The 23,581-nt window shown below is 39.6% G+C and carries 27 protein-coding genes and 1 pseudogene; 4 read left to right on the top strand and 24 right to left on the bottom strand.

The window, feature by feature from the left end:
• Positions 1 to 49: 49 nt before the first annotated feature.
• Genes NGC85_RS13650 through pheS form a run of 3 tightly spaced genes read right to left on the bottom strand, consistent with a single transcriptional unit; the run spans position 50 to position 3,737 of the window.
• Positions 50 to 346: an integration host factor subunit alpha gene (locus NGC85_RS13650; protein ID WP_004664224.1), complete on the bottom strand. Its 297-nt coding sequence runs from the start codon at positions 344 to 346 to the stop codon at positions 50 to 52.
• Entirely contained in the window at positions 343 to 2,724 is a 2,382-nt protein-coding gene (pheT, locus tag NGC85_RS13655) for a phenylalanine--tRNA ligase subunit beta (RefSeq protein WP_254731876.1), read from the bottom strand. Before pheT ends, NGC85_RS13650 begins: the two co-directional genes overlap by 4 nt.
• Positions 2,725 to 2,756: 32 nt before the next feature.
• The gene (gene pheS, locus NGC85_RS13660) at positions 2,757 to 3,737 is read right to left on the bottom strand and encodes a phenylalanine--tRNA ligase subunit alpha (RefSeq protein ID WP_254731878.1); all 981 of its coding nucleotides are present in this window, start codon (positions 3,735 to 3,737) and stop codon (positions 2,757 to 2,759) included.
• Positions 3,738 to 3,969: 232 nt separating this feature from the next.
• On the opposite strand from pheS, the gene NGC85_RS13665 reads away from it, so the two are divergent.
• Positions 3,970 to 4,971: a hypothetical protein gene (locus NGC85_RS13665; protein WP_254731880.1), complete on the top strand. Its 1,002-nt coding sequence runs from the start codon at positions 3,970 to 3,972 to the stop codon at positions 4,969 to 4,971.
• 52 nt (positions 4,972 to 5,023) lie between these two features.
• Here the strand turns inward: NGC85_RS13665 and NGC85_RS13670 are convergent, their stop codons facing one another.
• From NGC85_RS13670 to rpmI, 5 genes are all read right to left on the bottom strand, one after another.
• Positions 5,024 to 5,221 carry a hypothetical protein gene (locus NGC85_RS13670; RefSeq protein ID WP_254731882.1) on the bottom strand — a complete coding sequence of 66 codons (198 nt, stop codon included), beginning with the start codon at positions 5,219 to 5,221 and terminating at the stop codon, positions 5,024 to 5,026.
• A 107-nt stretch (positions 5,222 to 5,328) separates the two neighbouring features.
• Complete coding sequence (locus tag NGC85_RS13675) at positions 5,329 to 5,706, bottom strand: hypothetical protein (protein ID WP_254731884.1); 378 nt, start codon at positions 5,704 to 5,706, stop codon at positions 5,329 to 5,331.
• Positions 5,707 to 5,722: 16 nt separating this feature from the next.
• Entirely contained in the window at positions 5,723 to 6,286 is a 564-nt protein-coding gene (locus tag NGC85_RS13680; protein ID WP_254805610.1) for an NADAR family protein, read from the bottom strand.
• Positions 6,287 to 6,378: 92 nt separating this feature from the next.
• Complete coding sequence (gene rplT, locus NGC85_RS13685; protein ID WP_004664213.1) at positions 6,379 to 6,738, bottom strand: 50S ribosomal protein L20; 360 nt, start codon at positions 6,736 to 6,738, stop codon at positions 6,379 to 6,381.
• An 11-nt stretch (positions 6,739 to 6,749) separates the two neighbouring features.
• Entirely contained in the window at positions 6,750 to 6,944 is a 195-nt protein-coding gene (gene rpmI / locus NGC85_RS13690; protein WP_004804484.1) for a 50S ribosomal protein L35, read from the bottom strand.
• A 240-nt stretch (positions 6,945 to 7,184) separates the two neighbouring features.
• Here rpmI and NGC85_RS13695 point away from each other — a divergent pair, with 240 nt between their 5' ends.
• A complete protein-coding gene (locus tag NGC85_RS13695; protein ID WP_254805611.1) occupies positions 7,185 to 8,435 on the top strand; it encodes an MFS transporter in 1,251 nt (416 codons plus the stop codon).
• A 37-nt stretch (positions 8,436 to 8,472) separates the two neighbouring features.
• On the opposite strand, the gene NGC85_RS13700 is transcribed toward NGC85_RS13695, so the two are convergent.
• The 7 genes and pseudogenes from NGC85_RS13700 to thrS all read right to left on the bottom strand — a co-directional run bounded on the left by NGC85_RS13700 (position 8,473) and on the right by thrS (position 14,077).
• The gene (locus NGC85_RS13700; RefSeq protein WP_254731886.1) at positions 8,473 to 8,898 is read right to left on the bottom strand and encodes a YqaA family protein; all 426 of its coding nucleotides are present in this window, start codon (positions 8,896 to 8,898) and stop codon (positions 8,473 to 8,475) included.
• A 64-nt stretch (positions 8,899 to 8,962) separates the two neighbouring features.
• Positions 8,963 to 9,814, bottom strand: a complete 852-nt coding sequence (locus NGC85_RS13705) for an arylamine N-acetyltransferase (RefSeq protein ID WP_254731888.1) — start codon at positions 9,812 to 9,814, stop codon at positions 8,963 to 8,965.
• Between the two features lie 119 nt (positions 9,815 to 9,933).
• On the bottom strand, positions 9,934 to 10,383 hold the full coding sequence (locus NGC85_RS13710; protein ID WP_254731890.1) for a hypothetical protein: 450 nt from the start codon (positions 10,381 to 10,383) through the stop codon (positions 9,934 to 9,936).
• Complete coding sequence (locus tag NGC85_RS13715; RefSeq protein WP_254731892.1) at positions 10,380 to 11,000, bottom strand: glutathione S-transferase N-terminal domain-containing protein; 621 nt, start codon at positions 10,998 to 11,000, stop codon at positions 10,380 to 10,382. Before NGC85_RS13715 ends, NGC85_RS13710 begins: the two co-directional genes overlap by 4 nt.
• A 114-nt stretch (positions 11,001 to 11,114) precedes the next feature.
• Positions 11,115 to 11,444, bottom strand: a pseudogene (locus tag NGC85_RS13720) (hypothetical protein).
• 153 nt (positions 11,445 to 11,597) lie between these two features.
• Positions 11,598 to 12,149, bottom strand: a complete 552-nt coding sequence (gene infC, locus NGC85_RS13725; protein ID WP_081400523.1) for a translation initiation factor IF-3 — start codon at positions 12,147 to 12,149, stop codon at positions 11,598 to 11,600.
• 5 nt (positions 12,150 to 12,154) lie between these two features.
• Complete coding sequence (gene thrS, locus NGC85_RS13730) at positions 12,155 to 14,077, bottom strand: threonine--tRNA ligase (protein ID WP_169109167.1); 1,923 nt, start codon at positions 14,075 to 14,077, stop codon at positions 12,155 to 12,157.
• A gap of 265 nt (positions 14,078 to 14,342) precedes the next feature.
• Between thrS and NGC85_RS13735 the strand changes: the two genes are divergently transcribed.
• Complete coding sequence (locus NGC85_RS13735; protein WP_254731894.1) at positions 14,343 to 15,986, top strand: acyl-CoA synthetase; 1,644 nt, start codon at positions 14,343 to 14,345, stop codon at positions 15,984 to 15,986.
• Positions 15,987 to 16,033: 47 nt separating this feature from the next.
• Here the strand turns inward: NGC85_RS13735 and yjgA are convergent, their stop codons facing one another.
• From yjgA to mazG, 9 genes are all read right to left on the bottom strand, one after another.
• Entirely contained in the window at positions 16,034 to 16,570 is a 537-nt protein-coding gene (yjgA, locus tag NGC85_RS13740) for a ribosome biogenesis factor YjgA (protein WP_254731896.1), read from the bottom strand.
• Between the two features lie 2 nt (positions 16,571 to 16,572).
• Positions 16,573 to 16,842, bottom strand: a complete 270-nt coding sequence (locus NGC85_RS13745; RefSeq protein WP_004774692.1) for an HPr family phosphocarrier protein — start codon at positions 16,840 to 16,842, stop codon at positions 16,573 to 16,575.
• A complete protein-coding gene (gene rapZ / locus NGC85_RS13750) occupies positions 16,839 to 17,690 on the bottom strand; it encodes an RNase adapter RapZ (RefSeq protein WP_005051645.1) in 852 nt (283 codons plus the stop codon). The genes NGC85_RS13745 and rapZ overlap by 4 nt, the downstream gene beginning before the upstream one ends.
• A gap of 28 nt (positions 17,691 to 17,718) precedes the next feature.
• Positions 17,719 to 18,564 carry a pantoate--beta-alanine ligase gene (panC, locus tag NGC85_RS13755; protein WP_254731898.1) on the bottom strand — a complete coding sequence of 282 codons (846 nt, stop codon included), beginning with the start codon at positions 18,562 to 18,564 and terminating at the stop codon, positions 17,719 to 17,721.
• Positions 18,565 to 18,567: 3 nt separating this feature from the next.
• Positions 18,568 to 19,377 (bottom strand): 3-methyl-2-oxobutanoate hydroxymethyltransferase, encoded by an 810-nt coding sequence (gene panB / locus NGC85_RS13760; protein WP_254731900.1) that lies wholly within the window; start codon positions 19,375 to 19,377, stop codon positions 18,568 to 18,570.
• A 39-nt stretch (positions 19,378 to 19,416) separates the two neighbouring features.
• On the bottom strand, positions 19,417 to 19,905 hold the full coding sequence (gene folK, locus NGC85_RS13765; protein ID WP_254731902.1) for a 2-amino-4-hydroxy-6-hydroxymethyldihydropteridine diphosphokinase: 489 nt from the start codon (positions 19,903 to 19,905) through the stop codon (positions 19,417 to 19,419).
• Positions 19,902 to 21,356 carry a polynucleotide adenylyltransferase PcnB gene (gene pcnB / locus NGC85_RS13770; RefSeq protein WP_254731904.1) on the bottom strand — a complete coding sequence of 485 codons (1,455 nt, stop codon included), beginning with the start codon at positions 21,354 to 21,356 and terminating at the stop codon, positions 19,902 to 19,904. The genes folK and pcnB overlap by 4 nt, the downstream gene beginning before the upstream one ends.
• Positions 21,357 to 21,495: 139 nt before the next feature.
• Positions 21,496 to 21,924 (bottom strand): ComEA family DNA-binding protein, encoded by a 429-nt coding sequence (locus NGC85_RS13775; protein WP_254731906.1) that lies wholly within the window; start codon positions 21,922 to 21,924, stop codon positions 21,496 to 21,498.
• A complete protein-coding gene (gene mazG, locus NGC85_RS13780) occupies positions 21,893 to 22,699 on the bottom strand; it encodes a nucleoside triphosphate pyrophosphohydrolase (protein ID WP_254731908.1) in 807 nt (268 codons plus the stop codon). Before mazG ends, NGC85_RS13775 begins: the two co-directional genes overlap by 32 nt.
• Positions 22,700 to 22,796: 97 nt before the next feature.
• Between mazG and NGC85_RS13785 the strand changes: the two genes are divergently transcribed.
• Positions 22,797 to 23,570 (top strand): SDR family oxidoreductase, encoded by a 774-nt coding sequence (locus NGC85_RS13785; protein WP_254731911.1) that lies wholly within the window; start codon positions 22,797 to 22,799, stop codon positions 23,568 to 23,570.
• The last annotated feature ends 11 nt before the right edge of the window (positions 23,571 to 23,581 follow it).

The raw sequence follows: 23,581 nt of genomic DNA on the forward strand, positions 1-23,581 counted from the left end.
GCTTAAAATTTATAATGAAAATATTATGTAAACATAAAAAAAAAGCAGATCAATCGATCTGCTCATTTCCAACGCGCTGTCTAAACTTCTGCCCTGCTCTGAATGTCACCACTCGACGAGCAGAGATCGGGATCTCCTCACCGGTCTTAGGGTTACGCCCAGGACGTTCACGTTTATCACGTAATTCAAAGTTACCGAACCCAGAAAGTTTGACTTGTTCGCCCGCTATTAATGCTTGGCTAATTTCATCAAAAAAAAGCTCGACCATCTGTTTTGCTTCACGGCGATTTAAGCTAGTAAGCTCACTTAAATGGTCCGCCATCTCTGCTTTTGTTAATGCTGTCATGAGGCCCTCAATGTCGCTTGGTAAGTGTCTTCCAACACTTGAATAATGTTATCCATACCAGATTTAATTTCAGCATCTTCAAGCGTACGAGCTGGATGTTGCCAGAGTACTGCAAAAGCTAAAGAGCGTTTGCCTGCTTCGACCCCTTGCCCTGTATACACATCGAACAACCATGCCGAGTCGAGTAACTCACCACCAGTTTGCTCAATTAACCGCTGAATATCTCTTACCTCAATCTTATCAGAGATTAAAAGCGCAATATCACGTCTAACCGATGGAAAACGTGATAATTCTGTAAAATTAGATACATAAGATTGCAAAACAGCCTGCTGATCTAGCTCAGCCACCCAAGTTATGCCCAAATCGAGTGCATTTTCTAAAGAAGGATGTAAACGTCCGAAATAACCAATCGATTCACCATTCACTAAAATTTCCGCAGATTGCCCTGGATGCAACCACGCACGTTCAGTTCGGATAAACTCAACACCTACACGCCCAGCAGCTAAAATTTCCTCAATCTCACCTTTGAAATCAAAGAAATCCATCGCTTGTGGCTTTGCATGCCAAGATTCAGGTACACGAGCGCCTACTGCAATCAAGGCCAAAGTTGGAATCTGTTTTAGATCATGAATAGTTTGCGCATTTTGATAATCGAAGCGTAAACCGAGTTCAAAGAAGCGAACACGTTGCTGCTGACGGTTTAAGTTGTACTGAACACAAGGAATCAAACTCGACAACAATGTACTACGCATTGCCGCCAAATCACTTGAAATCGGATTAGCCAACATCAATGGATGTACATTTGGATTCAATTGCTTTTCAAGTTTTGCATCGGCAAAGCTAAAGCTAATCGCTTCTTGATAACCTAATGTTGCAATGGTTTGACGTAACTGTGCAATCTCAAAGCGGTCTTGATATTTTTCTAATTTGACATCAATTTTTGGCAAACTAATTTGAATGTTGTCATAGCCATGAATACGGGCAACTTCTTCAATTAAATCTTGATAAATGACCATATCATAACGATGAGATGGTGGAACAACATGCCACTCGCCCTGTGCTTTAGTTTCAACCTCACAACCTAAACGCGCTAACGCATCAGCAATAAAATCACCAGCAACTTCATAACCCAGCAATTGATCAACTTGTGTTTTCTTCAGTTCAATCGCTTCACGCTTCGGCAATAAAGCCTCTTGCTCAGCAACCGTAATTGGACCAAAATCACCGCCAGCAAAAGCTTGAATCAGCTCAGAAGCACGGTGCATTGCAATCATTGGCAACTCGAAGTCGACACCACGCTCATAACGTTGAGATGAATCAGTATGTAAACCAAAACGACGTGCACGACCAGCAATTGCTAAAGGCGCAAAGAAAGCACTTTCAAGGAAAATATCTTGAGTATCATTCGTAACCGATGAGTCCAAGCCACCCATGATACCTGCAATCGCTAAAACTTTTTGATCATCAGCAATGACCATGATGTCATCTTGCAATTCAACTTCTTGATCATTCAACAGCGTCAATTTTTCTTGTGGCTGCGCTTGGCGGACTTGAATCGAACCTTCGATTTTTGCCAAATCAAAAGCATGCATCGGTTGGCCGAGTTCAAGTAACACATAGTTGGTAATATCCACCAGAATACTATGGGTACGAATGCCCGAACGCGCCAATGCCTGTTCCATCCACTCAGGAGTTGTCGCTTTTACATTCACATTTTTAACGATACGACCTAAATAACGTGGCGTACCTTCTGTGCTGATGTTGACCGCTTTGTCATCAGCAATATTTGCTGCAATAGGCTGAATCTTCGGCTCATTTATTCCAAGCTGGTTAATGACTGCAATTTCACGTGCAATTCCACGAATACTAAAACAGTCACCGCGGTTTGGTGTGATACTGATATCAATGACATTGTCATCAAGTTTTAAATATTCACGAATATTCACACCTACTGGTGCGTCAGCAGGCAATTCTAGCAACCCGTCAATTTTGTCTTCTAAATCAATTTCAGATGCGCCACAGAGCATACCTTGAGATTCAACACCACGCAGTTTGCCTTTTTTAATTTTAAAATCGCCTGGCAATACAGCACCAATCGTTGCAACAGGGGCTTTCATGCCCACGCGAACATTTGGCGCACCACATACGATTTGCAACGGTTCGCCTGAGCCAATATTAATCGTGGTTACACGTAAACGATCTGCATCTGGATGCTGCTCAACCGTGAGGACTTCACCAACAACCACACCCGTAAACGGTTTTGCTACAGGTGCTAATTCGTCAACTTCCAAGCCCAACATAGTCAATTGATCAGAGAGTGTTTCACTATCAATCGCTGGGTTCACCCATGTGCGTAACCAATTTTCACTAATTTTCATGTATATAAACCTTATTTAATCCTGAAAAACTTTTAGGCAAACTGGCGTAAGAAACGCACGTCGTTTTGATAGAACATACGTAAATCATTGATGCCATAACGCAGCATCGCAAAACGCTCTACCCCTAAACCAAAAGCAAAGCCTTTGTATTTATCAGGATCAATCCCTGCAGCACGCAGTACATTTGGATGCACCATGCCACAACCTAAAACTTCTAACCAACGACCACTCTCATCCATAATATCTACTTCAGCACTTGGCTCAGTAAATGGGAAATAAGAAGGACGGAAGCGTACTTTCAAATCTTTTTCAAAGAATTCATTGAGTAAGTTAATCAACAAACCTTTTAACTCAGCAAAACTAGTATTTTCTGCTACGTATAAACCCTCGATTTGATGGAACATCGGTGAATGCGTTTGATCTGAGTCACAACGATAAACACGGCCTGGACATACAATACGAATTGGTGGCTGACTAGTTTCCATGGTGCGAATTTGCACACCTGAAGTATGGGTACGCAGCAAATGCGTTGCATCAAAGTAGAACGTGTCGTGCATCGCACGTGCTGGGTGATGCCCAGGAATATTTAAAGCTTCAAAGTTGTGATAATCATCTTCAACTTCAGGACCATGTGCTATTTGGAATCCAGCCTTTGTAAAAAACTGGCAAATACGGTCTTGTACTTGAGTCACGGGATGGATACTTCCCATGCGCTGACCACGACCTGGTAGCGTAATATCAATGGTTTCACTTGCCAATTGTTTTGCAAGCTCAGCTTGTTGTAATGTCTGTTGACGCTCGGTCAAAGCAGTATTGATTGCTTCACGAACCGCATGAATCGCAGCACCTTGTATTTTGCGCTCTTCAGGATCCATTTTTCCAAGTGCTTTCGACTGTTCTGCGAGCTGGCTTTTCTTCCCTGTAAATTGCACACGAACTTGATCGAGTGCAGCAAGGTCTTGAGCCGCTGCAATGGCAGCAAGCGCTTCAGTGGTCAGGGCTTCCAGTGACATAGTAACTCTCAAAGCAACAAAATATAGAAATATAATAAAACGCTATAGTTTATCAGCTTTTTACCTAGTTTATGAAGATAAACGACTGTTTAAATAGAGTCCTTTTTTATTCGAAATTTTGAAAATATAAAAAACTGATTCTCCTATCAATCATTTAAATTTTCGTAAAAAGATGCTCAATAACTGAATAAAATGTATAAGATACCGATATCGTCAATGAGAAATTACAACGATGGCGCTTAATCAAATCTGGAAACAACAACTTACACTTGTGACATATGGCAATGAGTTTCTCACAGGAGAACTTAATTTTAGTCGCTGGATTCAACATCCAATCTTTAATAAAAATAGACTAATTTTTAGAGACTTAATTTCACAGCATCTATTAGCACAACATTTCCAGATCTGGCTTGAAGGTTTAAAAAAACAAGGCGTTAAAAAACTCAGCTTGCATTTATCCAGCGTGTTGAACGATGAGCAAAACCCGAATGCCAATGTTGAGCTACTTCCATTCGCTCATTTTATCGTAAGTCATCAAGGCAATAAAAAAACCGCTTGGATTTGTGGGGATGAACTGGCTGAATGGGATAATAGCGATCAAGACTTTAAAGCACCCTCTTCCCAACAAACAACACTCCATCAAGAAGTGTTTTGGCGTTATGAGTTGAATGATAAATTCTCTAAGAAAATTGAAGCAGATTTACAAAAAGTAAATTGGAATCAAATTTCCATTTTTCTAGAAAAAGAATTATTTAGCAGCAAATATGCAGAACATTTTTCAGAACCTGAACAACAGGACTTCCCATTTTATGGCTATGAAACAAATTCTGAATCTCTTTCTAGCCAAAATCTTGCGATTATTCCAACAGATTATCCCGCAGATTGCGCACACAGCTTATTACATCGTACTCAAGCTTTGACTGATTATTTAGAACAAAAAAGACAACATCCTTATGCACCCATGGGCGAATTAATGAGTCCCGAAGAACAAATTAATCTCCGTAATTTCTCACAGAAAACCGATGATTTGTTTGCAAAATTAATTGTGAAAACAGCAAATCATTATCAAACGGCCCAACTGACAGCAGAAGAACCTGAAATCATTGACCGAACCATGGAAATCCCACATCAACTAGATAAAACTCAACATCATAAAGTTGGTACATCAGGTGTAATTAAACTCATTATACTCACTGTGATTATCTGTCTCGTTGCATATTATTTTGGTCTATAACGATACAAAATATAAAAACCTAGATGACTCATCTAGGTTTTAATTTTATTGATCAATAAGTTGGTCTAATTTTTATAATAACTTTATGTCCACCATCATGCTGATTAACAATATGATGGACATTTTCAATTTCTCCTTCAACTTCAGCATCCAATCCATAAAAAATTCGAATGGTTTCTCCCTTTCTAGGCAACACACTCATTTCTGTTTCAAATGCACCTTGTTGTAGCCCTTCTACACTCACTAACATATTTTTTATCCTAATGCTGTTTTGTTTAATCTAAAAAGATTCAAGGGGAAAAGTCTAATCAAACATGTTTGGGTTTATGTAATCTTAAAATAAATCATAGCTTTGATTTACTCATCGTAATCCAAATCATCTTCATCTACATTGATAAAATCAGGTTCAGGTGTTAGCTCAAAACGTACTGCTAGAATCTCAGTTTGGTTAAGTAAACTTGCTTTAGCGACACGGTGCATACCATCCATCACACGCCCTTGCGCACACAAGATAATCGGATAACTCAGATCAGCCTCTTGCACTAATTGAAAGTGTTCAATGATTTGTTGTGTGGTCGGAGATTGATCCGGAAACCAATAGGCTTCATTGAGTTCTTGAATATTAACCAGTTGTACTCTCTTGGCGACGAACTTATTTGTCAGCTTAACCAAGCGATGGACATCCCAAATATAAATATCTTCGCCAATTAGCCTAAAATGATATTGTCTGCGCATATCATCACCTAAGATTTTAACCGCATTGTGCCGAAAGTTTTGATCGAACCTGCATAAGTGCAAAACCAAGTAAGTTTAATCCCTGCCATTGGCTCGGCACTTGGATATGCTGGTGATCTTGTGCCATGCCAATCCCCCAAATCTTATCGACAGGCGATGCTTCAACCAAAATACGGTCATGTGTAGCAAGTAAAAAATCTCTCAATTCAGAGTTCTGCAAGAATTTTGCCAAGTTTGCTTGTACCACTATTCCAAAACGGTTCTCTTGCCATATCTGCTCATCGTAGTTCTGTACTTTACGACCTAAGCTTTTTACTTCATTTGGATGTTTGACTTTCAAAATCTGATTAAATATCTCATCATCGTTAAAGAGTTTAGCTTTTTGCGCCATCATATAGTGTTCTGCCGTGAGATATTCAACGCCATTCTGTTTAAATGGTGATGGAAACCACTGGCTAAAACAGCTCTTGTCCACATGATTGGTTTGCTTTGGAGTATGCCCCCAAAAATATAAATATTTAAATGAGCGACCTTGTTGGACTTGTTGAATTAAATCATTTAAAAATTGTTCATCTTGCATCATCTATCTCTGATTATTATCTATTATTGAAAATCCAATTCACTAGAAATAAAAAAGACCGCTAAAAAGCGGCCTTCTTTGAATCTCTAAGCTTATGCAGCTAATGCGCCTTTAGCTTTTTCAGCTAAAGCAGCAAATGCAACTGCATCATGCATAGCGATGTCAGCTAATACGCGACGGTCGATGATCACTTGAGCTTTTTTCAAGCCATCAATCATACGGCTGTAAGACAAACCGTTTAAACGAGCACCAGCATTGATACGCGCAATCCATAAAGCACGGAATTGACGTTTCTTTTGACGGCGGTCACGGTACGCGTATTGACCAGCTTTGATTACCGCTTGGAACGCTACGCGGTAAACGCGTGAACGAGCACCATAGTAACCTTTAGCGCGAGCAAGAATTTTTTTGTGACGACGATGAGCCACTACACCACGTTTTACACGAGCCATTTATAATCTCCTTAGATGTATGGGCACATAGCACGAACTGATGCAACGTCACTTACGTGAACCATTACACAACCGCGCAATTGACGGATACGCTTAGCAGATTTTTTGGTCAAAATGTGGCGCTTGAATGCTTGTTTGCGCTTAAAACCGTTTGCAGTCGCTTTGAAGCGTTTAGCTGCACCACGGCGAGTTTTCATCTTAGGCATAACAACCTCTTTTGAACACCTGTTCGGAACGTTTGCACCATTGCAATAACGACCTGCAGGTAAGGGAGCCGCTATTCTAAAGCATAGCAACCTAAAATCAAAGTAAAATGCTCATTTTTTGACAGCAAATTGCTTATTTTATATAAATGATATTTTCTATCATCAATTCTCAAATAACGAGAAAAATCCACAAAATTAACATCTATAATAAGTACAAGCTCTTAAATTCAAAAGAATATGATCGCACAAAATGATGCTTTTGCTGCATTGCGATATCGAGATTTCTCTATCGTGACCATTAATCAATTTTGTTTAACATTGGCAATTTTGATTCAGGAAATTATCGTTGCTTATTCACTGTATCAAATCACTCGTGACCCACTCACTTTAGGTTTCATTGGTTTAGCAGAAGCAATTCCTTTCATTACATTATCATTATGGGGCGGCTATTTTGCAGATAAACTAAATAAACAGACCATCATGAAAATCTGCTTATTCTTTTCGATTCCTTTACCTTTAGTGCTTTGGGCGCTGTTCCACTTACATGGTTTAGAAAAAATTGGAATCAGCACTCTTTCTTGGGGAATCTATGCCGTCATTTTTGCTTTAGGCACTATTCGTGGCTTCTATAACCCTTCTGCGACCTCACTCAAACCTTTTCTAATTCCGCGTGAACTGTATGCCAATGGTGCAACATGGACCACCATTGGCTGGCAAAGTGGTGTGATCATCGGTCCTATGCTCGGCGGTTTTATGCTGGCCTTTATGGGACGTGAAAAGAGCCTTTTTACAGTGACTGCATTATTGGTCATCTGCTTTATTTTAATTAATTGCTTACAGAAACGGACTTTTCCAAAAATGGAAACAGAGAATGTCCTGCAAAGTTTGACTGATGGTTTCAAGTTTATCTGGAAAACTAAAATTGTATTATGGGCGATTTCGCTTGATCTTGTTTCTGTTTTGTTTGGTGGTGTGATTGCCTTATTGCCAATTTTTGCCGAAGAAATATTAAAAGTCGGCCCTGAAGGTCTTGGTTATTTACGTGCTGCACCATCTATTGGCGCTCTCATCACCATGATTGCACTGACCAAATTTCCGCCAATGCAACATGCATGGCGAAATATGTTATTAGCGGTAGCAGGTTTTGGTATTTTTACCATTCTGTTCGCCTTCTCAAATCATATGTGGCTCTCATTATTTGCCTTAGCCATGACCGGTGCTTGTGACAGTGTTTCTGTCGTGGTTCGTCAAACCATCTTGCAAATTTTCCCGCCTGAAAATATGCGCGGTCGTGTCGCAGCAGTGAACGGAATGTTCGTTTCTTCAAGCAATGAACTGGGTGCTTTTGAATCTGGTCTAGCTGCCAAATACCTCGGCACAATCACTGCGACTATTCTTGGTGGTTGTATGACACTTGCCGTAGTAAGTTATTGCTGGTTTAAAACCAATGAATTATTCAAAGTCGATATTACCAAAGGTTCTGATCACTAAACAAAAAACGGAAAAGAATCCGCCTTTCCCTTTTTCATTAAAAGAGCCCGAGATATAAAGCATATAACGTTAAATAACGGCCGCCTTTGGCGATGGTAACAATCAATAAAAATCGCCAAAAGTTTTCCTTCATCAGTCCAGCAATCAAGGTAATTGGATCACCAATCACAGGAGTCCAACTGAGTAGTAAGGAATAAAAGCCATATTTATGATAAATCTGCTGTGCTTGTAACAATCGTTGTTCTGAAACAGGAAACCACTTTTTATCTTTAAAATGTTCAATCTTTAGTCCAAGCCACCAATTCACACAGGAACCCAAGACATTTCCAATGGTCGCAACCAAAATCAGATAAAAGGGATTGGAAAGCCCTTGTACCAAGAACGTCATTAATACAGCTTCTGACTGTAACGGCAATAAGGTGGCAGCGCCGAAGGCGGAGAGAAACAATAACAAATAAGACATCAAAACAAGGTTCTCTTAAACTCTGAGCCACACATTATCAAGAGCAGACCATATAACGTGAAGGCTATGGATTCAAGGTTAATTTTGCCCAAGTCTCTTCAAGCATCTCCTGCGAAATATCAATCCGAAAGACTGTTTTAATCACATCCTCAAACTCATCAAAAGTAGATAACTCTTTCTTATCAGAGTTTCCTTTGCCATGCGTTCGTAAAACACGATCTTTTAAGGTAATTCGCATTTCGGCATTGACAGTAGATAACATTAAATACTGAGTAAATATGGATTCAGGCGAGGTCGAAATATACCAATTCGCAATCAAGGCATCTGCATCTGTAATCTGCTGTTGAGGGTTAATCGCATAGACATTGATCCATTGATTATGAATACAGACTTGCAGCATATATGTCATTTCCGTCAGCACTGTCGCATCCAAACCACTTTGTGCAAGCTCAACGAATCTAAAAGGTTCGAGTGGTGTCTGCTGTGTTTCACCAATTTGATCAAGAGATAAAACCATGGTTGGGGTCATACCACCAAAGCCAGGATCATACAAAAACAATTGCTGATCAATACGTACCAGTGTGACCAAATGCGTCCGAACAGGCGTACTCACAGGTGAGCTTTGATAATACACTCGACCGAGTACGTTATATGTCTCATAGCCCAGTTCTGTTAAGGCGATTTTGGTTAGGCTGCTGTGTTCTAAACAATAACCCTCACGATTTTCAATCAATAATTTTTGAATAATTTGGTCTGACGCTAATGAAACCTCTTTTCCTAAGAAAGAGGATAAATTGCCAAATGGAATAGCTTGCACATGAAGACTTAATAGGCGTTTTAGATTAATCAAGGTTGGAGAAAAATCTCCTTCAAAACCAAGCTTTTTTAAATAAAGGGCTGATATTTTTGCTTGCATGATGCTTATCTTTGATGAACTTAAATCATCGTAGCTTGAACATACGCAGACCAGATGAAAAATTACACAATTATAAAAGAATCAAGCTTACACGATTGAAAGCAAGACTTTGCCAAGGATTAGTTTTTGCGTTTAGCTATTCTGGATCGGACAGAAAAATGCGCGACTGAAAAAATGAATGGAAAAAGAAATGTGATGCAAAATGTAAGATCAGACTTGACCATTTTTTGGTACCACGTCATTTGCATTTCACCCGCAGAGACTGCTGCCCAGTCAATAGACACAGTAAGGTCAAGATAAATATATAACAATAGATATACACTTAAAAATCCAACAAACACCCCTGTACTGAAATATGAGTTCCCAGTTTCAAGCTGTAACCAAGCAAATAAAGATGAAAAAATTAAACTGAGACTTCCGATAAAGGTGAAAACAATAAACCAGAAAATATCAATTCCAAGAAAATACTGCATTAGGCTGCATAAAATTGCTGTGATGAAGAGGAATCCCATTGCAATCACCCAATGTTTGAAATAGCAATTCCATCCAGCCTTTTGATTCAGACTCATCCAACTTTGATCGATAAAGCTTTTTGTATCGCAGGACGAGCCGTTAAGCGTTCAATATAATCTTGAACATACGGGTAGTCTTCAAGCTGAATGCCCTGCCATTCGTAACGCAATGCCCAAGGTAAGATCGCCATATCCGCAATCGAGTATTCACCTGCTACAAACTTTTGACCAATCAACTGTTTGTTTAAGACACTATACAAACGCTTGGTTTCATTCACATAACGATCAATCGCATAAGGAATCCGTTCAGAGGCAAACTTATTGAAATGGTGATTTTGCCCAAGCATTGGACCAAATCCACCCATTTGCCACATCAACCATTGCTCAACTTCAACACGTTCTTGTTCATCAGTTGGATAGAATAGACCAGTCTTACGACCTAAATATTGTAAGATTGCACCTGACTCAAATACTGAGATCGGTTCTCCACGCGGTCCATTTTGATCGACAATAGCTGGAATTTTATTGTTTGGAGAGATATTAAGAAAGTCAGGTTGAAACTGATCATTTTCTAAAATATTAATCGGAAATATTTGGTATTCAAGCCCCATTTCTTCTAATGCAATCGTTATTTTATGCCCATTGGGTGTGCCCCAATAATATAAGTCAATCATTTATGTTGCCCTATCATCTTTATTCTGACTGTTGTTGCGTTATAGCACAGTTCATACTTATTGATCAGCAGCCTAGCACGAAAAGAAACAATAAAAGTCTATTCAAAGAGTATCTTAAAGATGTCTGTCTTGTTTTTCTAAAAATTCTTTTGCCTTTTCCCCAACAAATTTTCGGCCGGCATTATTTCCACTTATCCATTCCTCAACGCTAAACAAATCAAATAATCCCACTTTAAATAAGGTCGGAACCGCCACACTCAATTCATTCTCAACTGAACCTCAAACACCAGCATTGTATAAATTAATATTGTGCAACATGGTCGCCACAGTTCCAGTTTGTACACGGCTACCATCTTTCAATGTGACTTGCGGTAAAACTTCACCCTCTTGTACAACTTTCTGATTAATATTAGATAGTTCATTGGTACCCATAATTTTAGACATTGATCTTTCCTATTCTCAATTTTATGTAATTTTCACTCATTTCATAATAACGTTTTTAAACATATTGAATGTGAGGAATCGTATTTGTTTAACTAGATAAATTTCACACATAAAAAAGCACCGCATATAGCGGTGCTTTTTTTAAGAAAAAAATTACTTTTTCTTTTTCGGACCAATCAACATGCCCATTTGACGACCTTCCATCTTAGGTGCTTGTTCAATCACGCCAAACTCAGCAACGTCAGCTTCAATTTTTTGCAATTGAACTAAACCAAGTTGTTGATGCGCCATTTCACGACCACGGAAGCGTAAAGTGATTTTCACCTTATTGCCTTCTTCAAGGAAGCGCAAAATTGCACGCAATTTGATCTGATAATCACCTACATCCGTTGCTGGACGTAGTTTGATTTCTTTCACTTGCACTTGATGCTGTTTTTTCTTCGCATCTTTTTGCTTTTGCTTCAGATCAAATAAGTGCTTGTTATAGTCCATGATTTTACAAACAGGCGGTTCTGCATTAGCAACAATCTCAACAAGGTCAAGATTAGCTTCTTCAGCAGCACGTAATGCTTCAGTTAATGAAACAACACCTTTTTGCTCTCCATCTGCTGCAACAAGGCGTACTTCTTTTGCACGGATCTCATCGTTAATCGCAGGACGGTTACTTTTAGCACCTTGTTGTTGGTTACGGTCAGGCTGTTTAATCTTTATTACTCCACAATGTACCGGCCGCGTTCGGCAACGGCAGATTTCACTAGATCAATGAATGCATCCACTGACATAGTACCTAAATTTTTTCCTGAGCGAGTACGCACATTCACTGTACCTTCTTCAACCTCTCGATCACCGAGAACTAAAAGGTATGGAATACGCTCTAAAGTACGCTCACGAATCTTAAATCCGATTTTTTCATTTCTCAAGTCAGAAATAGCACGAAGACCATTTTCTTTGAGTTTTGCAACCACTTGTTCACTTGCTTGTGCTTGTGAATCAGTAATATTCATCACACAAGCTTGAATTGGTGTAAGCCAAGGTGGCATGAAACCAGCATAGTGTTCAATTAGTATACCAATAAAACGCTCAAAACTTCCAAGAATTGCACGATGTAACATGACTGGTTGATCACGTTCATTGTCTTCAGTGACATATGAAGCATCTAAACGAATTGGTAAATTGAAATCACATTGAATTGTACCGCATTGCCATACTCGACCTAAGCAATCTTTCAATGAAAATTCAATCTTCGGACCATAGAATGCACCTTCACCAGGTTGCAAGTCCCAAGCCAAGCCAGCATCATCTAAAGCGTCAGCAAGAGATTTTTCTGCTAAATCCCAAAGCGCATCATCACCAACACGTTTTTCGGGACGTGTTGAAAGTTTCATTTGCACTTCTTCAAAGCCGAAGTCTTTATAAACATCCAAAGTCAGCTTAATAAAGTCGGCAACTTCTTTACCAATTTGTTCTTTGGTACAGAAAATATGTGCATCATCTTGAGTAAAGCCACGTACACGCATAATACCGTGTAAAGAACCCGATGGCTCATTACGATGACAAGAACCAAACTCAGCCAAACGAATTGGTAAATCACGATAAGATTTTAAGCCTTGATTAAACACTTGTACATGACAAGGGCAGTTCATCGGCTTCACTGCATAGTTACGACTTTCAGAATGTGTTGTAAACATATTGTCAGCGTAGTTTGCCGCATGTCCAGACTTTTCCCAAAGCGTAAAGTCTACGATTTGAGGTGTCTTGATCTCTTGGTAACCATTATCTTGCTGAACTTTACGCATATATTGTTCAAGCACTTGGTAAATGGTCCAGCCATTCGGATGCCAGAACACCATACCTGGCGCTTCTTCTTGCATATGGAATAAGTCTAACGCTTTACCAATTTTACGATGGTCACGTTTTTCAGCTTCTTCAATACGTTTGACGTAAGCCGCCAACTGTTTTTTATCAGCCCAAGCTGTACCATAGATACGTTGTAGCTGTTCATTCTTTGCATCACCACGCCAGTATGCACCAGAGATTTTAGTGAGTTTGAATGATTTTAAGAATTTGGTATTTGGTACGTGCGGACCACGGCACATATCTAAATAATCTTGATGGTAGTACAAGCCCATTTGTGTTTCATTAGGCATGTCTGCGATCAAGCGTAACTTGTATTCTTCGCCACGTGCTGTGAATTCTGCAATTACATCTTCACGAGGTGTCATTTTTTTGATGACATCATAATCTTGATCGATGAGCTTTTTCATACGCTCTTCAATCGCTGCCATGTCATCTAAAGTAAATGGACGTGGCATCCAGATGTCGTAGTAGAAACCTTCTTCGATCACAGGACCGATCACCATTTTAGCTTCTGGGAACAATTGCTTAACTGCATGTCCTACCAAATGCGCACATGAGTGGCGAATGATTTCTAAGCCTTCTTCATCTTTCGGGGTAATAATCTGAACTGTCGCATCTTCTGTGATTAAATCACAAGCATCCACCAAACGATCATTGATACGACCTGCAACGGTGTTTTTTGCAAGACCTGGACCAATGCTCTGAGCAAGTTCCATCACGGAAATCGGATGATCAAATTGTTTCTGATCACCATTTGGTAAAGTAATGATTGGCATAATAAAATCCTTAAGGAGTGATGCCCCGCACAATGGAGCATATCACCGCGAGATTATGTATTGAGGCGAACCTCAAAAAATAAAAAACGGCGGATAAAAAAGTATCCAAGATTTTACACAGGTTTAGGTGACTATGAAACCTCTGAATCAGAAAAAGCCAAGATCAATAAAGTTTAATCTCAGACTAAAGCCTAAATGATTTAGACTCAATCCCGCACTATGTTGATATAGATATAAATGAAAATAACAGAAATGGAGCAAACACATGGTTAGTGCATATGATGAGTTACCGAGAACAGCCGCAAATTTTGTTGCCTTATCTCCTTTGCGCTATTTAGAACGGGCTGCTTATATTTACCCAAACCAAGCTGCAATCATTCATGGGCAACGTCAAATTACATGGCAACAAACTTATCAACGTTGTCGTCAACTTGCCCATCAACTGACAAATTTAGGGATTCAAAAAAATGATACCGTTTCGGTACTTTTACCGAATGTCCCTGCAATGATTGAAGCACATTTTGCAGTCCCAATGGCAGGTGCAGTGTTAAATACCCTAAATACTCGTCTCGATGCAAAAACAATTGCTTTTATGTTGGTTCATGCTGATTCAAAAGTCTTATTAGTTGATCCAGAGTTTCGACCACTTGCTGAAGAAGCTTTGAAACTGATCACTCAAGATATTATCGTCATTGATGTATTTGATGAGGAATATGATGCTGAGCAAGTTGCACTTGGACAATATGAATATGAGTCTTTAGTCGCTAAAGGTGATCCTGAATTTGAATGGTTGCTCCCACAATATGAATGGGATGCCATTAGTCTGAGTTATACTTCGGGAACTACTGGCAATCCGAAGGGCGTGGTTTATCACCATCGGGGTGCTTATCTGAATGCAGCCAGCAATATCTTGGCTTGTGGAATGAAACCTCGTGCTGTGTATCTTTGGACACTCCCCTTGTTTCATTGCAATGGTTGGTGTTTTGCTTGGTCAATTGCTGCAAGTGGCGGTACGAATATCTGTTTACGTCGTGTTGATCCGATATTAATTTTCAAATATATCTCAGCTTACAAAGTTGATTATTTCTGTGGTGCACCGATTGTATTATCGATGTTGATCAATACACCTCAAGAGCAAAAAACGGCATTTGATCATCATGTAGAAGTCATGGTTGCGGGTGCAGCACCACCCGTCGCAATTATTGAAGGCATGCGCAATATCGGCATTAATGTTAATCATGTCTATGGTTTAACGGAAACTTACGGTCCTTCTGCACTTTGTGCGTCTCAAGCAGGTTGGAGTGATTTATCCATCCAAGAACAAGCTCAATTACATTCACGTCAAGGCGTGCCTTATCCATTACAAGACAGTATGCGAGTACTTGATCCTGAAACCATGCAACCTGTGCCGAATGATGGTGAAACCATGGGCGAAATCATGTTCCGTGGCAATATTGTGATGAAAGGTTATCTTAAAAATCCACAAGCCACTGAAGAAGCCTTTAAAGGCGGTTGGTTTCACACTGGAGATTTAGCAGTTTGCCATCCTGATGGTTATGCCAAGATTACGGATCGCTCGAAAGATATTATTATTTCAGGTGGAGAAAACATTTCTTCCTTAGAAGTAGAGGATGTGTTGTATCGGCATCCTGCTATTCTAACTGCTGCCGTTGTCGCCAAACCCGATGAGCGTTGGCAGGAAGTACCCTGTGCTTTTATTGAGTTAAAGCAAGGTGCATCTGCATCAGCAGAAGAGATTATTGCACATTGCCAAAAAGAGCTGGCTCGCTTTAAAGTACCTAAAGAAATCGTCATTACTGAGATCCCAAAAACCTCAACAGGGAAATTACAGAAATTTATATTAAGAGAATGGGCAAAAGAGCGCGCAGTAGGAAATTTTAAAGATTGAATCCTGCTAAATAAAAAAGAAGTTTCAAATGAAACTTCTTTTTTAAACTAACCTTGCTCTGATAGCAAAGCCACTTGTTGTACATAATTCACAAATTTCAGTTTAGAGGCTGCAAGCTCCTCTTCACTGACTTGCTGTTTCATGTCACGATGAATACGCAATACATGTTGACGTAAAGTATGGCGTTCAGAAGCATTATAAACTTTGCTGAACTCATTAATAATCGGGTCACCTTGATCAATCATACGATCAACCCAACGCATCAATTGCATTTGCTTTTTAGCGCCTTGTTGCGGTGTAAGGTAAGATAAAATCGTTGTTTCATCTTCATTACGCAAGAGTTTACCGATACGTAAAAATTGACGGCGACGAGCTTCATGAGAGCTAATATTTTGGATTTCCAATAGGGCATCAATGAGACGCTCATCGACTGGAAGCTTCTGAATCTGCTTTTTATTCAGTTGAGCCAATTGCTCACCCAAAGCAGCCATACGCTGAACCGCTTTTTTTTGCTCAGTTCTACTCGCACGTCCATCTAATGACTCAAAATCTTCATCGGTATAACGCTGGGTACCACGTGCCACTATTACTCTGCCTCATAAAATTTTGCTGCGAACAGCGTTTGAATTTCTTCCAATGCCTTTTCTTCATCAGCACCATCAATCACTAATCTTAATGTCGTGCCCTTACCAGCACCCAACATCAGCAATGACATAATATTTTTTGCATCAACTAACTTATCGCCCTTACCAATTTGAATAGAAGAGCGGAACTTCGTGGTGACTTCAATAAGTTTACCAGATGCACGTGCATGTAAGCCGAGTTTATTAATTACATCAATTGTTGTGTCTATCATGACCAGTGCTTCATTTCTCTATGTAAGATTTGGACGGCCCATTTTGCCTCAAGAGCTTGTTTGAGTCTATCCACAATATAAACTGAACGATGTTGTCCGCCCGTACAACCAATAGAGATGGTCATATAATGACGATGTCCTTCTGCAAATGCAGGCAACCATTTATCTAAAAAGGCATAAATATCAGCAAACATTTCATTGGTTTGTTGGCTGCCTTCTAAAAAACGTCGTACAGGTTCATCTAAACCTGATAAACGGCGCAATTCTAGATCCCAATGTGGATTTGGCAAATGCCTTACATCGAACACATAATCTGCATCCAATGGAATACCATGCTTGTAGCCAAATGATTGTAAAATCACAATCAAATTATCAGACTGCCCCAGTTTAGACAGTAGAATATGCTTTAAATCATGGACACTTTTGTCTGTGGTATCAATATGTACTGTAGAGCGAAATTGTATCGGAATAAGCAATTGCTTTTCTTCTTGAATACACTGCAACAGACTATTAAAACGACTCGCCAGAGGGTGAGGTCGACGTGATGCGCTAAATCGAGCAATTAAATCTTGATCTTGCGTAGTTAAATAAATCACATCAACTGAACCATGTCTTTTTAATTGTTCAAAAACATGATCAAACTCCTGCATATCTGCACGAGTACTTCGGATATCAACCCCTAAAGCCAATTGCTCAAGATTATTTTCATGATCAAGTTTAGCCACAATTTCGGGCAACAAGGCTAAAGGTAAGTTATCTATACAATAGTAGCCCAAATCTTCTAACACTTGTAATGCAGAGGATTTACCTGAGCCTGATTGTCCTGTAACGATAAGAATACGCTTCATGGCGTGTTGCCCTTTTTATTTTCAAGTTCTAAGTTTTAAATTCGACTTGCAAATTATCGATTAAACGAGTGGCGCCTAATTTTGCTGCAACAAAAATCACGACATTTCGATCGAACTGCTCTATTGGCTGCAAGTTAGTTTGACGAGCTTCAACATAATCCACAACCAAACCTGCTTGTGTCAATTGCGCAGAGATATTTGCTAACACTTGTGCAAGTAGCTCTCCTTGATGCAATTGTTGTTCAGCTTGTTTGAGTAATTGATAAATTATGGGTGCGGTTGCACGCTGCTCTGCGGTTAAATAACCGTTGCGAGAACTGAGTGCCAAACCATCTTCAGCACGAACAATCGGTACACCAATCACTTCCAATGGCATATTCAAGTCTTGAACTAACTGGCGAATCACCGCCAATTGCTGATAGTCCTTTTGACCAAAGAAAGCAAAATCAGGTTGGACGATATTGAATAGTTTAGTTACCACAACAGCAACACCATCAAAATGACCTGGACGAGATTTTCCACACAAGTCATCAGTAATTTGACCGACACTAATATTGGTTAAACGCAGTTGTGATCCATACATTTGCTCAACAGTAGGGGCAAAAATAATATCGCAGCCCACATCCGCCAATAACCGGCTATCTTGTTCCAATGTCCGTGGATAACTATCAAAGTCTTCACCCGCTCCAAATTGAATTGGATTGACGAAAATACTCACCACCACCACATCACACAATTTTTTTGCTTCACGCACCAAAGTCAAATGACCTTCATGCAAATTACCCATAGTAGGTACAAAGCCAATCAATTTTTTAGAGCTACGCGCAGGTGAAAGTGATGCAGTTAAGCCTTGTATCGTTGTTTCAGTTTTCATGAATTAAAGCTCAACTTGGAAAGTATGTTCTTTGGCTGGAAAAGACTGGTCTTGTACAGCAGCATGATAAGACTTGAAAGCATCCACAATTGCCATTTCGCCCGCTTGCTCTTTCATAAAGTTCCGTACAAAACGTGCCACACGCCCAAATGTTAATCCAAGCATATCCTGCACGACCAAAACCTGACCATCAGTTTCATTACCCGCACCGATACCAATAACAGGTGTATTTGGAAATAATTCTGCAATCTCTTTACCCAACTGTGCAGGCACACATTCAAGTAATAACACCGACGCTCCCGCATCAACAACAGCTTGGCAATCTGCAATTAATTGATCTGCTGCTTCACGTGTTCTTGCTTGTAATTTATAACCACCAAAAACATGCACTGACTGAGGTGTTAGACCCAAATGTACACATACAGGTATACCATTTCGGGTTAATACAGTGACCAATTCGCTGAGCCAAGCTCCGCCTTCAATCTTGACCATTTGAGCGCCAACTTGCATGACTGTTTTAGCATTTTGCAAACCATCTTCAAGTGTGGCATAACTCATAAATGGTAAGTCACTCATAATCAGCGCATGTGCGTTGCCACGGCGTACAGCTGCCGTGTGATAAGCCATATCTTCCACAGTCACAGGCAAAGTAGAATCTCTACCTTGGATTGCCATTCCTAGAGAATCACCGATTAAAATCGTATCAATTTCAGCCAATTCCATAGCTTTAGCCATACTTGCATCGTAACAAGTAAGACATGAGAACTTGCGTCCTTCGGCTTTAAATTTTCTTAAGTCACTTAGACTAATCATGATGATGTCCTCTACAGGCGTTTCCAGAACGAAACAATCTTAAGCAAGTGCCCAAGATTGATCTGCTATTACAGTCAAGTCTGCTTGCTGTACCAGTTCTAAATCTTTTAAAGAATGACCATTTAATTTTAAATGAGCATCTAAATCTAATAAGGGAATAACAACAAAATCGCGTTCCAAAATACCGACATGTGGCACGGTCAAACGCTCATTTTCAATCTGTTGTTGTCCATAAATTAATAAATCGAGATCAAGGGTTCTTTCCCCCCAACGTCTCAAGCGCACTCTTCCTGCTTCTTGCTCAATTTGCTGCAATTGATCTAACAAAGCCAAAGGTTCAAGTATTGTATCTAGTTGAATAACTGAATTTAAATAGTTTGGTTGGTCTTGAGGCCCCATCGGTGGACTTTGATAAAGCCGAGAAACCTGCACCTCACCCAACATTGATAATTTCGCAACAGCTTCACGGAGAATCTGTTGCGAATCACCTAAGTTACTACCTAAACCAATATAAGTACGAATCGTCATTGAGTCGGCCCAAAAACGACTTGCTGTAAATCACGTTGCACACGTTTGCGCTTTAAAATTGGATGATCAGAATTGATTTGACCCGATTGATTTGATGCCTTTTCAACAAATCGACTCGCAGAATCATCTGCTCTGACACGCTCTTTTTTAGCACGACGATTTCTTGGCTCTGGTACATTGACCAAAGGCTCAATTTCACTCGCTTTAGTCTGATCAATTTCACTCGCTTTACGACGCGTTTTGCTACGTTGACGATTGTATTGACGAATAGTCGCTTCTTTTTGGTCAGCAGACATCTCTTGGTAGGCTTCCCACCAAACGCCCATACCATCCGTACTATTATCGCCAGATTTCTCACGCAACAGCAAAAAGTCAAAACCTGCACGGAACCGTGCATGTCCAGCCAATGCTTCGATTTGTTGTGGTTTTGGATTCAACAACCGAGTTTGCATTTCCCAAACTTCACGAATAAAGGTTTCAGCAAAACGTGGAATAATCGTGCGGGTTGCTTGACGTTTCAATACATCCAAACCAGCTTGAGCACGTGCTTCTGCTGGCACTACACCTTTATTTAGATAAAAATCACAGCGCTCTAAAAAAGGCTTCCATAACAATACTGCATAGAAAAATGCAGGATTAATGGTCTTACCAATTTGAATACGTTGATCCGTATTTTTAGCTGCACGCTCAATAAACGCAGTTAAATTTGGCGGAATTTCAGCAAACAACTGTTTCCAAACGCCAAACTCGATCAACATCGGTAACACACGAGTTAAGTGTCCCATGGTGAAGAGTTTCTGTGATTCATCATATAAACGATGTGGGGAAACATCACGCAAAAGTTGCGTCATTTCATCATCAAAAACATCAATAATTGATTGATCAATTTGAAAATTTAATTTTGCAGCAAACCGTAATGCACGAAGCATCCGCACAGGATCTTCTTCAAAACGCTGCGCAGGTTCACCTAAAAACCTTAAAGTACGAGTCTTAATATCATCAACTGCATGGCAGAAATCAAGCACAGTCCCTTGGCGGGGCTGATAATATAAAGTATTAATAGAAAAATCTCGGCGAGCAAAATCCTGCTCTATTGTTCCCCAGTTATTATCCCGAAGAATCATACCAGAGGCACTGGTCACCGCTTTTTTAGGAGGTGCACGAAAAGTCGCAACTTCAATCAGTTCTCGACCAGAATACACATGAGCCAATTCGAAACGTCGACCAATAATACGGCAACGTCGACCAAAGACTTCTTTCACCTGAGCTGGTGTAGCATTAGTAACTGCGTCAAAATCCTTAGGATTAAGACCTAGCATCATGTCGCGAACACCACCGCCTACAATATACGCTTCATAACCTGCTTTCGTTAGGCTATCAAGCACATCTAATATTGAGGAAGGGAGTTGAGTTGTGGATAAACCACATTTTGACGCACGCAAAGTTTGCAAAAGACACTGTCTCCTACGTCAGGACGTAAATAACAATTTGTCGCTAATCATAGCTCTAACACACACAAAGGGCAATTTATTCTGTTGAATAATCAATAGATCAAAACGCCCCGTATCTGATTTCATTTTCATATTTCCGTTAAAGCATAAGCTTAGCTTTATTCTTTTCAAGTAGTTTAGGACCTATTCCTTTCACATTCATCAGTTCATCCACCGTCTTAAATCCACCATTTTTTTGACGATATTCAACAATTGCCTGCGCCTTTTTCTCACCGACCCCATTTAATGTCTGTAATTGCTGTAAATTTGCTTTATTCAAACTGATTTTATCTGATTGAATATTTACAGAAGATGACACCTGTTTTGGATCAGCAGCTACAGTTGGTCGAGATAAGTAATAGTTATTATTCGGTTGTTTCGCCAATTGCTGATCACGCTGTTGCTGCTGAGCTTTCCATTTTTCATAGGATTGATCAAATTGCTGCGCGTGAAGATCTGAAAAACATCCTATACACATAAGAATAAGTAAGTAAACGTTAAGTTTGCTGCGCAATTGCGGCAAAGTCATTAGATTTCCCCTGAAGTTTTAATTGTCGTTTTGCTTGTTCCCAAAGTTCATCCATTTCTGCCAAACTCATTTCTTGCAAGTCTTTATTTTGTCTTTGTGCTTGTTGTTCAATATATGCAAATCGACTTCTAAACTTATGAATCGTTGCCAATAATGCAGTCTCACTCGACAGCCCAAGTTTACGTCCTACATTGATTAAAGAAAATAGACAATCTCCAAATTCTTCTTGTATTTCATCGCTTTTTTGATCATTAAGCGCTTGTTTTAACTCATCCAACTCTTCATCTAATTTCGCATAAGCATCGTCTACCGTTTCAAAGTCAAAACCAAGTTGCGCGGCTTTTTTTTGAATCTTTTGTGCTTGTATTAGAGCGGGCGCATGTTTAACAGTATCTAATCGTGATTGTGCTTTCCCTTGTTTTTCTTGTCGTTTAATTTCTTTCCACAACTCACTCACTTGTTCAGGGTTTAAATTCTCAAATTTTTCTGCCTGAAATACATGTGGATGACGACGAATCAATTTTTCTGTAATTGCGTTCACAACATCCTGAAAATTAAATGCATCTTGTTCGCTATACATTTGTGCTTGGAAAACCACTTGTAATAATAAATCACCCAACTCATCGCGGATTTCATCAATATTACCCTCTCGAATGGCAGCTTCCACCTCATATGCCTCTTCAATCGCATATGGCGTCAGACTACTTGGCGTTTGTTGTTGATCCCATGGACATTTTTGTCTTAATTCCTGCATGATTTCTAATAACTTTTCCATGGTTTTCTCCAAATTCAGCCAAAGTATTGCAGCCTAAAGCGGCTTATGCGTAATATACACGCACTCAAGAAGTATCAATATAAAGTAAGGAAGTGTCATGCAGTATAGTGTTTTTATTAGTGGTGCTGCGCAAGGGATTGGTGCTGAAATTGCACGTTTATTTCATCAAAAAGGCTATAAAGTTGGTATCTACGATATTAATGAAGAGCAAGCTCAAAATTTAGCAAAAGAGCTTGGAAATGATGCTAAAGCAGGCTATTTAGATGTAAGTAATTATCGCCAATGGCAAATTGCTTTACAGGATTTCAAAAACTGGGCGGGCGAACTGAATATACTCATCAATAATGCTGGAATTTTATATTCAGGTGCATTTGAAAATACACCAATCCAATCACATCACCGTACCATCGACATTAACGTCAAAGGAATTTTGAATGGCTGTCATTCTGCTTTAGCTCATTTACAAAATGCTAGTTTTGCACGTGTGATTAATCTTTCCTCTGCATCTGCGATTTATGGTCAAGCCGATCTGGCATCTTACTCCGCAAGTAAGTTTGCAGTTCGCGGTCTAACAGAGGCTTTAGATGTAGAGTGGCAAAAATATAATATTCGTGTGTTAGATGTTATGCCATTATTTGTACAAACAAGTATGGTCAAAAATATGGATGCTGCAAGTATCCAAAATATTGGTGTGGATTTAACACCTGCTGATGTGGCAAAACAAGTATTGCATTTGGCGCAACAAAAAGATCATGCATTGATTCCAACCCATACACCCGTTGGCATCAAAACCAAGTTGATGTATCAGTTATCGAGCATTAGTCCTCAATTTTTAAATCGCTTAACCAATATCTTTTTAGCCAAACGATAAGCATAAAAAAG

Origin of the sequence: Acinetobacter sp. Z1, assembly GCF_024296945.1 — a bacterium.
Lineage (GTDB): Bacteria > Pseudomonadota > Gammaproteobacteria > Pseudomonadales > Moraxellaceae > Acinetobacter > Acinetobacter beijerinckii.